Raw genomic sequence first — 17804 nt, 5'->3', positions numbered from 1 at the left:
CAAACAGTTAACATTTATATCGTTATGAAATATATTAATCAGTTAGAGCCTAATGAATTAATAGACAATTTTTTAAATCATCCTCCACATAATTTTGCTGCTTGGCTAAGTGATGGTGGTGTGCCTGTTTTTTCAGCAAAGTTCGATTTATTGACAACAGCTGATGATAATTTCAAAAATAAAATTGAAAAATTACCACTATCCAAAAAATGGCGGCACTGGTTACAACCTAAAACATGTTTTGTTGGGACAACTGTCTCTGAATATGGCATGCTCAATGATAAAGTTGATGCAAAAAAATTAGCGGGTAACCTGAAAGCAAGTTATAGCAAAGAATATCCTTTTGTTATTGTTAAAGATTTACCTTTATCTTCCCCCTTATTGAGTGATAAAGATAATCAATATTCTGCCGAATTTATATCGGCGTTAAAAAATCAAGGTTTTATTGAAGTTGAAGGGCAAGCATTAGCTTGGTTACCTATAGATTTTGATAGCTTAGATGAAGTTTTTTCACGTTTTTCATATAGTCGTCGAAAAAATTTTAGGCGGAAATTAAAATCTCGCCAAAAGCTAGAGATTAATGTTTTAAATAGTGGCGATGACTGTTTTTTTAATGATGCTGTTTTAGATAAATATTATCAACTTTATCTTAATGTTTATCAGCAAAGCGACGTCCATTTTGATTTGTTAACTAAACCATTTTTCGTGCAATTATTACAGAACAAATCTGCTCAAACACGTATTTTTACTTATTATCATGACAATGAACTTATTGGTTACAATATCTGCTACGTGGTCAATAACATGTTAATTGATAAATATATTGGTATGGTTTACCCCCAAGCTCAAAATCTCAATCTCTATTTTGTCAGTTGGTTTGTTAATCTTGAATATGCAGTTGAAAACGGCTTTAGTCACTATATTGCCGGTTGGACCGATCCCGAAGTTAAAGCATCACTTGGTGCCAAATTTACGTTAACAAAGCATTTAGTTTATATCCGCAATCCTTTATTAAGAGTGGTAATACGTAAATTGATTGGTCACTTTGAAAGTGACAAGGAGAAAGTAGCATGAAATGCCCTATAATTCTCGACTTTGATCAAAGTGTCGGTGAAATTAGTGATGCTAAAAAAATAGATTTAACCGCTTGGCAAGAGACTCTGCGTTTTGGATGCTCTCGAACTAAATTTCAACAATTTAGCGCAAAACTTCAACAATTTTTACCTGAGCATTATGGTACAGTTTTGATGGGAAGCGGGGATTATCATCATATCTCACTATTATTGATTGCGCGTTTAGCGAAATATTACTCAGCAGAAAATCCCATTGAAGTAATAATTTTTGATAATCATCCCGATAATATGCGTTACTTATTTGGTATTCATTGTGGTTCATGGGTCAGTTATGTCGCAAGCTTACCGTTTGTGAAACAGGTACACGTATTGGGTATTACCTCACATGATATTGGCATTAGCCATTTTTGGGAAAATAGATGGAAACCACTTTTTCATAAAAAACTCACTTATTGGAGCCTAGGTGTTAATGTGTCATGGGCAAAAAAAATAGGTTTAGGTCATGCATTTCGGCATTTTTCTACTCCAGATGATCTTATTGCGAGTTTTTTATCTGAACAGTATCACAATGCAGAACCCGTTTATTTATCGATTGATAAAGATGTATTAAGTGAAGAGGTTATTCATACCAATTGGGATCAAGGTCAGTTACAGACTTACCACCTATTGGATGTTATTTCATCGATTAAACAGCGTGTTATTGGTAGTGATATCACCGGCGAATTGTCAATATGGCAACCATCGAACTGGTTTAAGCGCTTTTTAAGTTCATTAGATAAACAACCCATCATACCGGCTGATAAGTTACAAACTTGGCAAAGCGAACAACATCAGCTTAATTTGACCTTGTTAAAAGCATTAGTTATATAACTGAAAAATCGAATAGAAAGTGTAGTTGTTTTAATAGAAAACCACCTACACTTTGTTGAATAATTTAGGTTTAATTTAATGATTGTTTTGTTGAGTTAATTTGTTTTCAGCTATCGCTAAAAACACAATTCCTGACACAATTAATATTGTTCCAATCAATTTAAATAAGGTTATTGGCTCGTTAAATAACCAAATTGATGCGATCATAACTGTCACCACTTCAAAATGAGAAGCGGCAAAAGCAGGTCCAACTGGTGCTTTTTTTAGTAAGGTCATCCAGGTAAAAAATGTGAAAATATAACCAGCAATTGATATATAGATCCATGGATTAGTAAATACGCGAACCAGCCAATCAATACTCATCGCTAAAGGTTCAGCGTGAATTGCTGCTAATTTAAAACTGCATTGTGCAATCGTATCAAAGATGAGTAATACTGTGAAGCCAATTAAATAAAATCGTGCCATATTAAGACAATCCCACAAAAATAACGCCAGCTGTGATTAAAAGCATACCAACTATACGATGAAAGGTGAGAAGTTCCTTAAAAACAATACGACCAACCAACATGATGGTAATAATATTAAATGAGGCAAGTAAAACACCCTGTGACAGTGGAACTAATGTTAAAAATGCTAACCAAAGTAGGAATTCAGCAATATAGGATATAATACCAATCCAAATCCAATGATTTTTTGATAAATCGATCCAATAGTACCAACCGTCACGATTATTTGTTGAAGTTGCAGCGAATTTAAAGGCTATTTGCCCTAAAGTATCAAAACAGATATTGCTAACCCAAAGTATGATGACTAATGGTGACATTAAGTGTTTGTTCCTTCTACTATACCTTTAAAAAAAGAAACACATTCTTTAATCACTTCGCGGCGTTGAGAATCAATGGTGATTAAATGATAACTCTCATTTAATACGATTAATTTTTTAGGTCCCGATACATGCTTTTCAACTAATTTGGCATTGGTTTCAATATTTGCGATATCATCATTACCCGAATGCATAATTAAACAAGGTGAGGTAACATTCGGCAAAATTTGTCGCACATTTTTTGCTAATAGTTGCATTTCTGCCAGCGCCGGAAAAGGGTTACCAGCAAGGCCGGCAGACGCTGCATCGCCACTAAGCATACTTTCTGAAACGACAGCACGAATTCGTTCATCTTTAAGCCCGTAAGGCGGCTTTTCAATAAAAGAAACTTTTTGAAAAATACCTAATTTTTTAAAATAGACGAGTAAGAAAAAGAATTTTTTTGCCCAAAAAGGCATACTCCAACCATCATAATAAAAAGTGGGCGCAAGCACACCCACTCCCTTAATTTGTTCAGGTCTGTCAGCTGCTAATTTTAACGCTAGCAGGGCGCCCATAGATAATCCCGCCACAAAAATATTATCTACATGGTTGGCTAGATAATCTGCGCCATCTTGTACGCTTTTATACCAATCTTGCCATGTGGTTTTACAAAGATCGGCTTCAGTCCCACAATGGCCAGCTAATTGTATTGCATAAACGGTGAATCCAGCTTTATGTAGGCCATTTGCTAAAATTCTCATCTCATTTGGTGTACCTGTTAATCCATGAATTAAAAGCACCCCATTTTTATTACCTGGTAAAAAGTAAGATAAATCTTGAATTGTACTCATTATTATTTCCTATTATTTTACCATCACAGTTGGAATAAGTGCTTGCTGTGACTGTTTTAATGCTTGAGTAACATCAGAAAAATATTTAATAGCACTATGTTCAATATTATTTTTTTTGCAATAATGAATCAATTTATCTTTGGCAAAAACAAAATCCACATTATGAGAAACACAATAATCAGACGTTCCATCACCAACATAAAGAATTTGTGGAAAATATTGCTGTTTTTTAACGTGATTACATTTACAATTTCCACTTTGTTTAATGCAATTTTGATTAGCATAAGGAAATTCAAGACGCCAGCTACGTTCATTATCGTGTAATAATCTATTAGCAAAAATAGGTAAATTTTCTATGCCATGACGTTTTAACACAAATTCAATTGCGTAATCTAATCCGTCGCTGACAACGTGAACCGGTATGTTGTTTTGATCAGTGTAATCAATGAATGCCTTAAAGGTTGGGTCAATTTCAATTTGTGATAAAACTTCATTAAGTTCTGCTAAACTGGCATCCATCAAAGCAATTTGCTTACTCATGCACTCTTGAGAACCAATTTTACCATTCACCCATAACTCTTCAAGCTCGTCACATCCATCTTTACCGAAATGATTCAGTAAAGTATCTGTTACATCTTTAACACTAATGGTACCATCAAAATCACACAACACGATTGGCGTATGATGTTGTGAATAAGATGGATGAAATAGATGACTTGTAATTGATGAAAAATTATTCATTTTTGAAATTAAATAGCCTATTTATCGATATTGTCGCAAATTTTCTCATAGAGTGATTTCAAACTTTGTAGGCTCTTTGTATATATTTTGTAACGAGAATAAAATTGCCTGTATAATAAGGCCTTACTACTTACTGTTACCATACTGAGAATAAGAATGAGTGAACGTATACTAATTATTGAAGATGACCAGCGACTTGCTAATTTAATACAAGTTTATTTGATTCGACAAGGTTATCTTGTTCAATGGCATAATAGTGGTAATGGTGCAGAAGAAAAAATTCAACAATTTAATCCCGATTTAGTCATTTTAGATGTCATGTTACCGGAAAAATCTGGCTTTGATATCTGCCGTGATATACGTACTTGGTTCAATAATTACATTCTTATTATGACAGCAAGTGAAGATAATATTGATGAAATTGTCGGTTTAGAACTGGGTGCCGATGACTATTTGGCTAAACCTGTTGAACCAAGATTATTACTTGCACGTATTCGAGCGCTACTTCGGCGAAAACAAATTGAATTAGACAAAGATAGCAGTAAAGAAACAGCCGCTCCGCTCAATAACAAAACATTAGTTTTTGATAATCTTACTATTGATGGTGAAAATCGTAAGGTGCTATTACAAGATCAAGAAATTGATTTAACCACCGCTGAATTTGATTTGCTTTGGTTACTCGCTGTTAACGCCGGTAATATATTGACTCGTGATGATATTTTTTCTCAAGTTCGAGGAATTGATTTTGATGGTAGTGATCGTTCAATTGACGCTCGGATTTCTCGACTACGTCGAAAATTACTTGATGATCCCGATAATCCATCACGCATTAAAACAGTAAGAGGCAAAGGTTATTTATTTATGCGAGAAGGGGATAATCATTGAGCCAATTATTAGCAAAACCCCTTTTTTTTAATCGCCGCATCGTATTTTATCTGGTCATTTTGCTTTCATTGCAATGTATCATTGCTTATGGTGCATTACTCGTATTTGATTCTTTACCTTCATCATTAACCGATATGCCAGATGATCATATTGTGTTTCGTGAGTCACAACGAGGCACAGTCAACCTGATACGCATGCGCATTAATGAAAATAAACATCGTCCTCTTCAAGAAGTGGTCAATGAATTACAACCCTATTTTGGTTATCCAATAACCATTTTACCCGCTAATACACCACTGCCTGAAACTGTACACAACGAGTTAAAAAAATTAGGTTTTTCATACGATGGTGATGAAGAGGTTGTCTATATCGATTTAAACGATGGCAAGTTGCTACAACTCGGGCCCATGGTTATGCGCGATATTTTAAAATCTAACACTATGTCACTTAGTGTTTTTTTAATTATATGGGCATTATTTAGCGCTATTATCTTTTTTATTTTGATCTATTTTGCTTTCAGTGCGGTCTGGAAAGATTTAGTTAATATTAGGCAGACAGCTGAGCAGTTAGGACAGGGTAATCTTAAGGCGCGAACGGAAAATGTCAAAGGTTGGTTATTTCAGCCATTGGCTAATGTCCTTAATAACATGGGGACACATATTGAACATTTAGTTGGGACCAATCAAACTATTTCACATGCCATGGCGCATGAACTTCGAACCCCACTGGCACGAATGCGATTTGAACTTAGCATGCTTGAAGAGTCAACCGACGAACAAGAACGGTTATTGCTACAAAAAGGTATGAATGATGACATTAACGAACTTGAAACGTTAATTAATGCTAGTTTAAGTTACTTTAAAATGCAGCAGAGTAATATTGAGCTAAATTTAACAACAGTATCACTCAAACAGTGGAGCGAAAAAGTTTGCCAATCACTCGCATTATTCAAACCCAAAGACTTTGAGTTAGTGTGTAATAGTCAAGATGCTCAAGCCGTGATAGATATCAATTTAGCCGAAACCATTGTTAAAAATTTACTGCTAAATGCTTTTAAATATGCAGCACATAAAGCGGTATTAAATATCACCAAACAAGAAAATGGCGTTGTGTTTGAAATCGATGATGATGGTCCAGGTATTCCATTTGATGCTCGAGAAAAAATTTTTATGCCTTTTGCGCGGTTAGATACTAGTCGAACTCGTTCAACGGGCGGCTATGGTCTTGGTTTAGCTTATGTAAAACTAATGGCTGAATTTCACGATGGCAAAGCATTTGTGGTGACAAGTCCATTGGGTGGCGCACGATTTGTTGTTTCATTAAAATCGAATGATTGTTAATTATTTTTTTATAATCAATGTTTTTTTATTAAAAATAATCATAATTGTGATATGTGAGTAATTTATTTTTTTGACGTTATCATAAGATGATACTTACTTTATGCAACGGTAAGGTGAGTAACATGGCAAGCGATTCAAAAAACGCCACTCCAAATGCTTATTGGATCAAATTAGTTATCATTTTCTTTTTGGGCTGGATTGTTATTTATGCTGGGCGATCAGTTTTAAGTCCGCTTATTGGTGAATTACAAACTCAGTTTGGCTTAAATAAGGCTGAAACTGGCGGTATAATGAGCCTGTTTTTTCTTGCTTATACCGTATTTCAAATACCTTCAGGTATATTTGGCGATAAAATAGGTCGCAAGCGTGTGCTTGTGACAGGATTCATATTATATGCCATTTTTATTGCATCAATATATTTTGCTCCTTCTTTCATAATCTTTTTGATTCTTTGGATATTAGCTGGTGCGGCACAAGGCTGTTATTATGGACCACAATATGCGTTATCATCAGAAGCTATTCCTAAAAAATGGATAACGTTAGGCAGTGCTATTATTGGCAGTGGAATGTCATTTGGTATTGCCATGGGATATTATCTATCAAGTGTGATGATTTCAGTATTCCATAGTTCTTGGCAACTACCGTTTGTGGTTGTTGCTATTCCAATAATAATCGTTACTTTACTGATGGCTGTGTGTATTAAAGAAAAAGTGGCCAAACCGACAGCAACACAGGTTTCACAGTCTATAAAATTTTCGGAATTGTTCAAGAACCGCAATTTGGTTTTAGCTTATATTACAATCTTTTGTTCAATATATGGTTTTTTTGTCATTATCACCTGGTTACCAAACTATCTTGAAGCAGAAAGAGGAATGGATAAATTACAAGCTTCACAAATTGCATCAATTGTACCTTGGATCTCAATTATTGGTACTTTGTTGTGTAGCTATATATCGGATAAACTTGGTCGACGTAAACCGGTAGTGTTATGCATGATGCCATTATCATTAATTGCTATTTTTTCGATTGTGTATAGTGAATCATATGCTGTATTAATTGCAGTACTTATATTATATGGTTTTATTGGTAAAATAAGCTTGAATCCAGTATTAATCGCTTTAGTTGCCGATAATGCGCCTAAAGCTTCGCTTAGTACGGCTTTTGGGTTATACAACTTTTTTGGTATGAGCGCATCAATTTGTGCTCCTTATTTTACTGGATTGATAGCGGATAAAACAGGTAGTTTAAATAGTGGTTTTTATTTAGCCGCAGCGTTAACTTTAGTGGGTATAACCGCTATGCTTTTTGTCAATGAAAAGAAAAATAAAAATTAACATTATCTTATTACTAAAACTAAAATTTTAAACTCACTAGTTTACTCAAATATAAATAATACCCAATTTTAATAGTTGTTTTAATTATATTTGAGTAATGTCACTTTTTAGGTTGTCGTCACATGCAATTTTTAGGAAAACCATCGATTTTATAAAAAACATTATTTTGTCACAGTAAATACACGTTTTTCCATTTCAGAAAAACAAAAAATTTGTTATATTCTTTGGCCAAAATGATAAAAAGTGACAAAACAAATTTCTAAATTCGTCATTGAAATATTTAATCAGAGGTTTTTTTATGAGCGGTTCCTTACCGACAGAGACAGAAAATCGTCCAACTAACTTTATTCGTCAAATTATTGATGCAGATTTAGCAGCAGGTAAATATAAAACCACGCATACGCGTTTTCCACCTGAACCAAATGGGTATTTGCATATTGGTCATGCTAAATCAATTTGTTTAAATTTTGGTATTGCTCAAGATTATCAGGGTAAATGTAATTTACGATTTGATGATACTAATCCAGTCAAAGAGGATGTTGAATACGTTGAATCGATTAAAGAAGATGTTCATTGGTTAGGTTTTGAGTGGGATGGTGAAATCTGTTACTCATCTGATTATTTCGACCGATTATATGAATATGCAATTGAGTTAATTAATAAAGGTCTTGCTTATGTTGATGAACTTTCAGCAGATGAAATTCGTGAATATCGTGGCACATTAAAAGAGCCCGGCAAAAATAGTCCTTATCGTGATCGTAGTATCGATGAAAATTTAACGCTATTCCAACAAATGAAAGAAGGAAAATTTGCTGAAGGAAAAGCGTGTTTAAGAGCAAAAATTGATATGGCTTCCCCTTTCATTGTTATGCGAGATCCAGTGTTATATCGTATTAAATTTGCCGAACATCATCAAACCGGCAATAAATGGTGTATTTACCCAATGTACGATTTTACTCATTGTATTTCTGATGCAATTGAAAATATTACTCACTCATTATGCACACTTGAATTTCAAGACAATCGCCGTTTATATGACTGGGTATTAGATAACATCACAATTGACGCTCGCCCACATCAATATGAGTTTTCTCGATTAAATTTAGAGTATGCTATCACCTCAAAACGTAAATTAAATTTACTCGTGTCAGAACAAATTGTTGATGGTTGGAATGATCCACGTATGCCAACTATTTCAGGTTTACGTCGCCGTGGTTATACACCTGCTTCCATTCGTGAATTTTGTAACCGCATTGGTGTAACCAAACAAGAAAATACCGTTGAAATGAGCACGCTAGAATTTTGTATTCGTGAAGATCTTAACGAAAACGCACCACGAGCAATGGCTGTGCTTGACCCAGTGAAAGTTGTGATTGAAAACTTTTCAGAAACCTTAGATGAAGTGCTCAGCATGCCAAATCATCCAAATCGTCCGGAGATGGGCAATCGTGAAGCACCATTTACCCGCGAAATTTATATTGATCGCGCTGATTTTAAAGAAGAGGCGAACAAAAATTATAAGCGCTTAGTATTAGGAAAAGAAGTCCGTTTACGTAATGCTTATGTTATTCGTGCTGATCGCGTTGAAAAAGATGCAGAAGGTAATATACAAACTATCTATTGTAGTTATGATCCAACCACCCTTAATAAAAACCCAGAAGATGGACGTAAAATTAAAGGTGTGATTCATTGGGTATCGGCTAAATTTGCAAAACCAGCCGAAATTCGTCTTTATGATCGTTTATTTAATACTCCAAATCCTGGGGCGGCTGAAGACTTTTTATCAACTATTAATCCAGAATCATTGATTATCAAAAAAGGGTTTGTTGAACCAAGCCTGCAACATGCTGAAGTTGGCAAAGCTTACCAATTTGAACGTGAAGGCTACTTCTGTTTAGATAGTAAATATGCAACTGATGACAATTTAGTATTCAACCGAACGGTTGGATTAAGAGATAGCTGGAACGAAACTCAAGCTAAGTAATGATTATCGCCGACTTCAGTCGGCGTTTTATTCACTAAGCAAATTTTAAGCAAATCGTGTTAAGACCTATTTTAATACATAACTATGCAACTTTTTACTATTAATTAGTTTGTTTGACTTAGATAGAGATCATACGTTTCTTGGCTTTGATTACAATACATCAGTAAAGATATAAATTGACAACTTATTTAGTGTAAAACTCGATATAAAAGACTAAACAACAATTGAATAAAGTACAAATGATGAGTATGCAAAATTATTAAGTTATTATAAGGAAATTCTAAAATAAATATTGATAAGTCGATTAGTTATAGTGTGTTAGTAACAATTTTATCAATATTGTTGCTTAATTTATTAAATTTTTAAGATAGCCACTTGGGTTACTTTCTTTTATAATATTGCTCTATTTTTACTTATTTTTGGCTTAAAAAGAGTAACTTACATGAAAATCTTAGCTGGTTGTTCTGCTCTATCTGCATTTCGTATTAGTAAAATCTTATCAACTTGCCGTGAAACATCGATTCCTGTTATTAACTTAGAAGCGCAATACATTCACTTTATTGACTTGTTTGGTGATTTAACAGCGGATCAACAATCTACGCTCGAAAGTTTGTTGCAATATGGTTCTAAAAATGCCCAAATCGATATTCAAAATAAAGACAGTAAATTACTCTTTTTAGTTACACCTCGAGCCGGTACGATTTCGCCATGGTCATCAAAAGCAACTGATATTGCACATAATTGTGGTTTATCGCACATCCATCGCATTGAGCGAGGTATTGCTTATTATGTGCAAGTGAGTTCGGCGTTAACCGACATCCAAAAAAATGAGTTTGCAGCATTAATACATGATCGGATGATGGAATCGGTATTAACGAGTTTTGATCAAGCTGATCAACTATTTAAAATTGAACAACCCGCACCAGTTGTTACCATTGATTTGTTAGGGCAGGGGCGACAAGCTTTAGAGCAAGCCAATCTTAAATTGGGTTTAGCATTAGCATCGGATGAAATTGAATATTTAATCGAAAATTTTAAAAAGTTAAATCGTAATCCGACCGATATTGAACTTTATATGTTTGCACAAGCGAATTCTGAACATTGTCGACATAAAATTTTTAATGCTGATTGGGTTATAGATGGCAAAAAGCAGCCTAAATCGCTATTTAAAATGATCAAAAATACGTTTGAAAGCACACCTGATTATGTCTCCTCGGCTTATAAAGATAATGCAGCGGTGATGGATGGCTCTATGGTTGGACGTTTTTTTGCTGATAACGAAAATAAAACCTATAGCTATTCTCAAGAATATGCAGATATTTTAATGAAAGTTGAAACGCATAATCACCCAACAGCAATATCACCTTGGCCTGGAGCGGCAACCGGTAGTGGCGGTGAAATTCGAGATGAGGGTGCGACAGGGCGCGGCGCCAAACCAAAAGCAGGATTAGTTGGTTTTTCAGTATCAAATTTACGTATACCAGATTTTGTTCAACCTTGGGAATATGATTTTGGTAAGCCTGATCGTATCGTGAGTGCGCTTGATATCATGATTGACGGACCTTTAGGTGGGGCTGCTTTTAATAACGAATTTGGTCGTCCTGCTTTATTGGGTTATTTTCGTACTTATGAAGAAAAGGTAAATAGTTACAATGGTGAAGAAGTTAGAGGTTACCATAAACCCATTATGCTTGCGGGAGGAATAGGAAATATTCGTCGTGATCATATTCAAAAAGGTGAATTTCCGGTAGGTTCTAAATTGATTGTTTTAGGTGGACCTGCTATGAATATCGGATTAGGTGGCGGAGCCGCATCCTCAATGACATCCGGTCAATCTGATGCTGATCTGGATTTTGCTTCAGTACAACGTGATAACCCTGAAATGGAGCGTCGTTGTCAGGAAGTGATAGATCGCTGTTGGCAATTAGGCGACGACAACCCTATTTTATTTATTCATGATGTTGGGGCGGGTGGGTTATCTAATGCCATGCCGGAGCTTGTTAATGATGGTGGTTGTGGTGGTCAATTTGAATTGAGAAATATCTTAAACGATGAGCCTGGCATGTCACCGTTAGAAATTTGGTGTAATGAATCACAAGAACGTTATGTGCTAGCTATTCGCCCCGAAAGTTTGATGCTTTTTGATAAATTGTGTCAGCGAGAACGTGCGCCTTATGCTGTAATTGGTAGTGCAACGTTAAATAAAGCGTTGGTTTTGCATGATAATCACTTTAACAATAATCCTATTGATCTACCTTTAGATGTTCTTTTAGGTAAAACACCGAAAATGTTACGCGATGTAAAAACCTATCAAGCTCATGGTGATAATTTTTCAACCTCTGACATTAATTTATATGATGCGGTAAAACGTGTGTTACATTTACCAACAGTTGCTGAAAAAACATTTTTAATTACTATTGGTGATCGAACTGTCACGGGTATGGTGGCACGTGATCAGATGGTCGGTCCATGGCAAGTACCGGTGGCTGATTGTGCTGTTACCACAGCGAGTTTAGATAGTTATTATGGTGAAGCAATGTCAATTGGTGAACGTGCGCCAGTTGCATTACTCAACTTTGCCGCTTCAGCAAGGTTAGCTGTTGGTGAAGCGATTACCAATATTGCAGCAACGAATATTGGTGATATTAAACGAATTAAACTTTCGGCTAACTGGATGGCCGCTGCTGGTCACCCAGGCGAAGATGCCGGACTTTATCAAGCAGTGAAAGCTATTGGTGAAGAGTTATGCCCGGCTTTGGGACTTGCTATTCCTGTTGGAAAAGATTCCATGTCAATGAAAACCACTTGGCAGCAAGATGGTGAACAAAGATCGGTAACTTCGCCGTTATCATTGGTGATTTCGGCCTTTGCTCGGGTTGAAGATGTTCGCAAAACTGTTACACCTCAACTTTGTGTAGATCAAGATAATACATTATTATTTATCGATTTATCAAAAGGTCATCAGGCTCTTGGTGCGACAGCCCTTGCTCAAGTCTATCGCCATTTAGGTCAAAAAACGGCAGATGTTCATGATGCTAAAGCGTTGGCTGATTTTTATCAAGCTATGCAAATGCTAGTGAATCAACATTTATTGCTTGCCTATCATGATCGTTCAGATGGCGGCTTAGTGGTTACCTTAGCTGAGATGGCTTTTGCTGGACATTGTGGTATAGATGTTGATATTTCGATGCTAGGTCATGATGTGATTGCCGCGCTGTTTAATGAGGAATTAGGTGCTGTTATTCAAATTGCAAATAGTCACTTAGATCAGGTAATGGCGTGCTTTAAGCAGTTTAATTTATCTCACTGCGTGCAAGTGCTTGGTAGTGCTAAAGTTGGGCAGCAGTTTATTATTCGAAATCAATCAGCAGTCGTTTTTAGTGAGTCACGTTTAACGTTAAGAACGTGGTGGGCAGAAACCACTTGGCAGATGCAACGCTTACGTGATAATCCGCTATGTGCCGATCAAGAACATCTGGCAAAACAAAATGAAAACGATCCGGGACTAAATGTGTTATTAACATTCGATCCACAGCAAGATATAGCAGCCCCATTTATAGCCAAAGGTATAAAACCTAAAGTCGCTATTTTACGTGAACAAGGTGTAAATTCACATGTCGAGATGGCTGCCGCCTTTGATCGGGCTGGTTTTGCTGCAATCGATGTGCATATGACCGATTTACTTGCTGGTGACACCAGTTTAGATCAATTTAAAGCCGTTGTTGCTTGTGGTGGCTTCTCATATGGTGATGTGTTAGGGGCCGGTGAAGGCTGGGCTAAATCAGTGCTTTTTAATGAACGTGTTCGTCATGAGTTTGAACAGTTTTTTAATCGTAACGATACGCTATCTCTTGGTGTCTGTAATGGTTGTCAAATGATGTCTAATTTGAAAGATCTGATTCCAGGTGCTGAATTATGGCCACGTTTTGTGCGTAATTTATCAGAACGCTTTGAAGCGCGCTTTAGTTTAGTGCAGATTCAGCAAAGCCCTTCTTTATTCTTTACTGATATGGCGGGTTGTCATATGCCAATTGCAGTTTCACATGGGGAAGGACTGGTTGAAGTTAATGACGAAAATCATCTAACTCATTTAGAGGCAGCCAAACTTGTTGCTGTGCGTTATATTGACCACTTTGGTCAAGTTACCCAGCAATATCCGGCTAATCCAAATGGTTCACCTAATGGTATTACTGCTGTGACATCTAAAGATGGACGTGCAACAATTATGATGCCGCATCCAGAGCGGGTATTTAGAACGGTAAGTAATTCATGGCACCCTAATAATTGGGGGGAAGATAGCCCATGGATGCGGATATTCCGTAACGCTCGTCGGCAATTAGGTTAACATAAAAATTATCGCCGATAAAAGTCGGCGATAATGTGTTTTCAACCAATTAAGCGGTTATTGGTTGTTGTTGTCTTTTTAATAAAGGCTCAGCTAACAAGCTATTCATTTTTCGTAATAACTCATCAGTGCTGTCCCAATTAATACAAGCATCAGTAATCGATACACCATATTTAAAGTTTTCTTTTGGTTGTTCTGACGATTGATTACCTTCAAATAAGTTACTTTCAATCATAACCCCAATAATTGAATTATTACCGTTCTCAATTTGCTCAATAATTGAATTAGCTACAATTGGTTGATTACGATAATCTTTATTGGAATTAGCGTGGCTACAATCAATCATTAAATTTGGTACTAAACCGGCTTTTTTCATTTGAATTTCACATAATGATACGTTTTGAGCATCATAGTTTGGCGTTTTTCCACCACGTAAAATAACATGCCCGTGTGGATTACCCATTGTCTGTAGGACAGTAACTTGCCCTTGTTGATTGATACCAACAAAACGATGTGCCATAGACGCTGATTTCATCGCATTGATTGCAACATCTAAACTGCCATCTGTTCCATTTTTAAAACCAACTGGCATCGATAATCCAGAAGCCATTTCTCGATGTGTTTGTGATTCAGTGGTTCTTGCACCGATAGCAGACCAACTAATTAAGTCACCGATATACTGTGGAGTGTTAGGATCTAAAGCTTCTGTTGCCATTGGCAAGCCAATTTGCGCGATATCCAGTAATAATTTTCGTGCTTTTTTTAGACCATATTCAATATCAAATGAACTATCCATATGTGGATCGTTGATCATGCCTTTCCAACCAACGGTGGTTCTTGGTTTTTCAAAATAAACACGCATCACAATAAATAGATTATCTTTTACTTCATCTGAAAGTTTTTTTAATCGATGCGCATACTCAATTGCAGCATCGGTATCATGAATTGAGCAAGGGCCACAAACAACAAGTAGCCGGTGATCGCGGCGTTCTAAAATATCAACGACTGTTTGTCTAGATAAAGTAATTTGTTTTTCTAACTCACTTGATAATGGATAAAGTTTTTTTATTTCATCAGGTGTAATGAGCATGTGTTCATCTCGAATTCGAACATTATTCAGTGTGTCTTTTAACATTGTATTTTCCTAGTTAAAATCATTTAAACTTTTTTGTAAAAAAAATATTACAATTAACGGTTAATATGTAAACACAAAATTACATTATAGTAAATGATATTTTGTGAATTTTACAAAGATAATAATTTAATGTTGGTATAATCGATGTTTTTTTGATTTTTTCTATACCAGAAAAGCTATTTTACACTTTATTGTAATGAAATATTTACACTTTGCATGTTTGAAATGATTTATTATTAACAAGTCTTTGGTGATGGCTAGATTTTCCTATTTTATCATTGTAAGGTATTAAGATATTAATTTTAGGAACAAAGCAAAATGAACCAAGGTAAGCGCTTGCTTAATTTGATGGGCACGAAGATTCAAATATGGCTAGAACATGATGAGGTTGAACACTTATTGAATCAAGCTCAAAAAATGTTAATCGACTACGAACAGCGCTTTAGTGCTAATCGCTTAGATTCTCAATTAATGCAGGTTAATCTTAATGCGGGTATTAAACCCGTAAAACTGCAATCTGATCTTTTTAGATTAATAAAAATAGGCAAAACTCAGAGTTTAGCAAAAAATAGTTTTTTAAATATTGCAATAGGACCACTTATTCAAGCGTGGCGGGTTGGCTTTAATGATGCTAGATATCCTTCTGTTTCAGAAATCAATCAACTTTTAACACTCATTAACCCTAATGATATTCTTTTAGATGAAGATAATTCATCTGTGTTGTTAAAGCATTCTGGAATGGCAATCGATTTAGGTGCGTTAGCCAAAGGTTATTTTGCTGATAAAGTTATTGAATTTTTTAAACAACAAAATGCTCACGCAGCGTATATTGATTTAGGTGGAAATGTATTAACATTTGGGGCGTGTCCTTTTCATGATGATGGATATTGGCGAGTAGGCATTCAAAATCCCTTCTTAACCAGAGGCAATGTGATTACTGTTTTGAAGATTCAAAATCAATCAGTGGTGACTTCTGGTATTTATGAAAGAACATTTAACTATAATGGTAAAACCTATCATCATATTTTTGATAGTCAAACAGGTTATCCTGTTGAAACCGATATTGAAAGTATTACTATTGTGACTGAGCATGCTATAGATGGCGAAATATGGACTACACAATTATATGGTTATTCTGCTCAACAGGTAATTAAGCAAATAAATAAAATTGACCATATCGAAGGGATAGTTATCACCAAAAATCATGAATATGCTAGTTCTAATGGTCTATTGATCTAGGTATTTATATGATGTTACCGCGTTAACACTCGTTTAGTTTTCATCTTTGTATTATTGATTAAAAGAAGAGACGAAAAGGTTGACGAATTCTTTTTCAGCCACGCTAAGCATTTTATTTGCTGAATATGCAATGAAATAACTTAACGAGATGAATTCTAATGGTAGGGGGATCAAATTATATGCTAAATCGCCAGTTTTTCCGCAGATATTGACACTTTCCGGAATAAACGTCACCCCCATTCCTTTTTTTGCTAATTCGACAAGAGTAAAAATGTTACTGCTTTCAAGTACGATATCGGGTTTAATCTTATATTTTGCAATGAGGTATTCAATTTGTTGTCGTATACCTGAACCGTGAGACGTTAGAATAAGTTTTTCTTGCAATAATTTTTTTATAAAAGAATGATTACATTCAATATTACTTGTTTTTTTTCGATAAAGTTTAGAACTTTCTGGTATAAGTGCATAATAATGATGTTTACCACATTTATGACTAATTAAATTTGGGGATATTGTTTCAGGATTTTGCCCAATAAAAAAATCGAGAGTTTGGTTAATGGTTTTTTCTTCACTGTTTTTGGGCATATATTCATGTAATTCGATTTTAATATTGGGATATTTTTGCATAAAAGCAGGTAGAACTAGAGGTAATAAGTAGGTTCCTAAGCTTGGCAATACACCGATTTGAATTGCTGTGTAGTTAGTATCAGTATATTTTTGGATTTTTTTTCTAAACTGTTCCTGTTTGTTGACTAACGACGTGAGATATTCATAATAAATTTTTCCCGCTTCGGTTAACTGTAATGGGACGGTTTGTCGATTGATGATTTCAATACCTAGTTCATTTTCAATTTTTTTTATGGTTTGTGTTAGGTAAGATTGCGAGATATAAAGGTTTTGTGCTGCTTTGGTATAATTACCATGCTTAACTAAAACATCAATATATTGCAGCATTATTAGTGAATTAATTTTAGCCATTCCGCTTGTTTTCATCCTTTTTAAGATTATAACAAATTAGTTATAACCCCATAATTAATCAGCTATTTCACAAATATTTTTTTCTATTTTACACTAGATAACAAATCATATTGCACAATAATTAACATAATTAATAGAACAAGAATTTATTTTACCATTTTGTGTGATTAGCTAAAGAATTTGTATTACGAAAATTAAATATTAACAAAATTGTGCCGCAAGGT

Annotated in this window: 14 protein-coding genes; 8 read left to right on the top strand and 6 right to left on the bottom strand. The window is 35.1% G+C overall.

Annotation, left to right across the window (positions count from 1 at the left end; translation table 11 throughout):
- The first annotated feature begins 24 nt into the window (after window positions 1-24).
- Both J3U56_RS07935 and J3U56_RS07930 read left to right on the top strand, forming a co-directional pair.
- A complete protein-coding gene (locus tag J3U56_RS07935) occupies window positions 25-1074 on the top strand; it encodes a GNAT family N-acetyltransferase (protein WP_267333872.1) in 1050 nt (349 codons plus the stop codon).
- Entirely contained in the window at window positions 1071-1943 is an 873-nt protein-coding gene (locus tag J3U56_RS07930) for an arginase family protein (RefSeq protein WP_267333871.1), read from the top strand. Before J3U56_RS07935 ends, J3U56_RS07930 begins: the two co-directional genes overlap by 4 nt.
- A 75-nt stretch (window positions 1944-2018) precedes the next feature.
- On the opposite strand, the gene J3U56_RS07925 is transcribed toward J3U56_RS07930, so the two are convergent.
- Genes J3U56_RS07925 through J3U56_RS07910 form a run of 4 tightly spaced genes read right to left on the bottom strand, consistent with a single transcriptional unit; the run spans window position 2019 to window position 4340 of the window.
- Complete coding sequence (locus J3U56_RS07925; RefSeq protein WP_065634527.1) at window positions 2019-2408, bottom strand: DMT family transporter; 390 nt, start codon at window positions 2406-2408, stop codon at window positions 2019-2021.
- A 1-nt stretch (window position 2409) separates the two neighbouring features.
- Window positions 2410-2766 (bottom strand): EamA family transporter, encoded by a 357-nt coding sequence (locus J3U56_RS07920; protein ID WP_267333870.1) that lies wholly within the window; start codon window positions 2764-2766, stop codon window positions 2410-2412.
- The gene (locus J3U56_RS07915; RefSeq protein WP_267367286.1) at window positions 2766-3599 is read right to left on the bottom strand and encodes an alpha/beta hydrolase; all 834 of its coding nucleotides are present in this window, start codon (window positions 3597-3599) and stop codon (window positions 2766-2768) included. The genes J3U56_RS07920 and J3U56_RS07915 overlap by 1 nt, the downstream gene beginning before the upstream one ends.
- 12 nt (window positions 3600-3611) lie before the next feature.
- Window positions 3612-4340 (bottom strand): MtnX-like HAD-IB family phosphatase, encoded by a 729-nt coding sequence (locus J3U56_RS07910; protein WP_267367283.1) that lies wholly within the window; start codon window positions 4338-4340, stop codon window positions 3612-3614.
- A gap of 156 nt (window positions 4341-4496) precedes the next feature.
- Here J3U56_RS07910 and J3U56_RS07905 point away from each other — a divergent pair, with 156 nt between their 5' ends.
- From J3U56_RS07905 to purL, 5 genes are all read left to right on the top strand, one after another.
- On the top strand, window positions 4497-5225 hold the full coding sequence (locus J3U56_RS07905; RefSeq protein ID WP_267333868.1) for a winged helix-turn-helix domain-containing protein: 729 nt from the start codon (window positions 4497-4499) through the stop codon (window positions 5223-5225).
- Window positions 5222-6565, top strand: a complete 1344-nt coding sequence (locus J3U56_RS07900) for an ATP-binding protein (protein ID WP_267367280.1) — start codon at window positions 5222-5224, stop codon at window positions 6563-6565. The genes J3U56_RS07905 and J3U56_RS07900 overlap by 4 nt, the downstream gene beginning before the upstream one ends.
- Before the next feature lie 122 nt (window positions 6566-6687).
- Window positions 6688-7899, top strand: a complete 1212-nt coding sequence (locus tag J3U56_RS07895; protein ID WP_267348777.1) for an MFS transporter — start codon at window positions 6688-6690, stop codon at window positions 7897-7899.
- 298 nt (window positions 7900-8197) lie between these two features.
- Window positions 8198-9883 (top strand): glutamine--tRNA ligase, encoded by a 1686-nt coding sequence (gene glnS / locus J3U56_RS07890; protein WP_065634533.1) that lies wholly within the window; start codon window positions 8198-8200, stop codon window positions 9881-9883.
- 442 nt (window positions 9884-10325) lie between these two features.
- Window positions 10326-14228, top strand: a complete 3903-nt coding sequence (gene purL, locus J3U56_RS07885; RefSeq protein WP_267367278.1) for a phosphoribosylformylglycinamidine synthase — start codon at window positions 10326-10328, stop codon at window positions 14226-14228.
- 49 nt (window positions 14229-14277) lie between these two features.
- Here the strand turns inward: purL and J3U56_RS07880 are convergent, their stop codons facing one another.
- Entirely contained in the window at window positions 14278-15363 is a 1086-nt protein-coding gene (locus J3U56_RS07880) for a 3-deoxy-7-phosphoheptulonate synthase (protein ID WP_267367276.1), read from the bottom strand.
- A gap of 318 nt (window positions 15364-15681) precedes the next feature.
- Here J3U56_RS07880 and J3U56_RS07875 point away from each other — a divergent pair, with 318 nt between their 5' ends.
- Window positions 15682-16602 (top strand): FAD:protein FMN transferase, encoded by a 921-nt coding sequence (locus J3U56_RS07875; protein ID WP_267367273.1) that lies wholly within the window; start codon window positions 15682-15684, stop codon window positions 16600-16602.
- Window positions 16603-16653: 51 nt separating this feature from the next.
- Here the strand turns inward: J3U56_RS07875 and J3U56_RS07870 are convergent, their stop codons facing one another.
- Window positions 16654-17580: a LysR family transcriptional regulator gene (locus J3U56_RS07870; RefSeq protein WP_267333851.1), complete on the bottom strand. Its 927-nt coding sequence runs from the start codon at window positions 17578-17580 to the stop codon at window positions 16654-16656.
- Window positions 17581-17804: the final 224 nt, after the last annotated feature.

The sequence above is a fragment of the Gilliamella sp. B2824 genome (assembly GCF_026536245.1).
In the GTDB taxonomy this organism is placed as follows: Bacteria; Pseudomonadota; Gammaproteobacteria; order Enterobacterales; family Orbaceae; genus Gilliamella.
The sequence above is the reverse complement of the archived record's forward strand: the minus strand, read 5'-3'. Positions and strand labels throughout refer to the sequence as shown.